Raw genomic sequence first — 340 nt, 5'->3', positions numbered from 1 at the left:
CATTCGCGCTCGGGACGCATCGGCTGCACCCGCTGCCTCGATCTCTGCCCTGCAGGCGCAATCACGCCGGCCGGCGATCATGTCGCGATCGATCCGAACATCTGCGCGGGTTGCGGCCAATGCGCGGCGGCCTGCCCGACCGGCGCTGCGTCCTACGCCCTGCCGCCGGAAGACACGCTGATGCGCAAATTGCGCGCGCTGCTGATCACCTATCGCGAAGCCGGCGGCGAACAGGCGATCGTGCTGGTGCATGACGAGGCACATGGTGTGCCGCTGATCGACGCGCTGGCGCGGTTCGGCGATGGACTGCCGGCCAACGTGCTGCCGTTCGCGGTCAACG

General features: G+C 68.8%; 1 protein-coding gene. It reads left to right on the top strand.

Going from position 1 to position 340, the window contains the following annotated elements; genetic code table 11:
• The coding region (locus OZ411_RS43210) for a 4Fe-4S dicluster domain-containing protein (RefSeq protein WP_282532839.1) at positions 1–340 on the top strand (340 nt) is incomplete at both ends.

It is taken from the genome of Bradyrhizobium sp. Arg237L (assembly GCF_029990105.1).
Taxonomy (GTDB): Bacteria; Pseudomonadota; Alphaproteobacteria; order Rhizobiales; family Xanthobacteraceae; genus Bradyrhizobium.
Note: the sequence above shows the minus strand (reverse complement) of the source record. Positions and strands in the feature narration are given on the sequence as shown.